1 protein-coding gene is annotated in these 540 nt (G+C 43.7%); it reads left to right on the top strand.

The annotated features are described in order from the left end of the window. Window positions 1-540: sulfurtransferase (locus R7Q11_RS28830; RefSeq protein WP_263857234.1), on the top strand; the 540-nt coding region annotated here is incomplete at both ends.

The raw sequence follows: 540 nt of genomic DNA, 5'->3' as shown, positions 1-540 counted from the left end.
AAAGCAAAAAAATCACCGATAAATGGATTCCAAACACTTACCGTTTTGATTACGACAATGATTTTTGTCTGCCTGATACCTCTTTGCCGCACATGATGCCAACCGAAGCAGGATTTAATGTAAGCGCACAAAAGCTTGGGCTAAATAACGAAGACTTGATCATCGTTTATGACAACTCAGGTACGCTTGCTTCACCACGCGCATGGTGGATGCTCAAAGCGATGGGACACGAGAACGTCAAAGTACTTAATGGTGGACTTCCAGCTTGGATAGAAGCGGGATTGCCCGTCGTAGATTCGCTCGCAAAACCTGAACAATTAGGAAATTTTTCGGGAAAATTAAATAAAAATGCATTTTTGGACGCAAATGCAGTATTAGAGTACTCAAACAATTGCAGTGCGCATATTGTTGATGCTCGCTCACGAGCGCGCTTTTTTGGTGAAGTGCCTGAGCCAAGAGAAGGATTGCACAGTGGCCATATTCCAAACTCGTTGTGCCTGCCTTTTCAAGAACTGCTGGATAACGGTTACATCAAACCGA

It is taken from the genome of Vibrio sp. 970, assembly GCF_033339075.1.
This window is presented reverse-complemented; position numbering and strand designations above follow the sequence as displayed.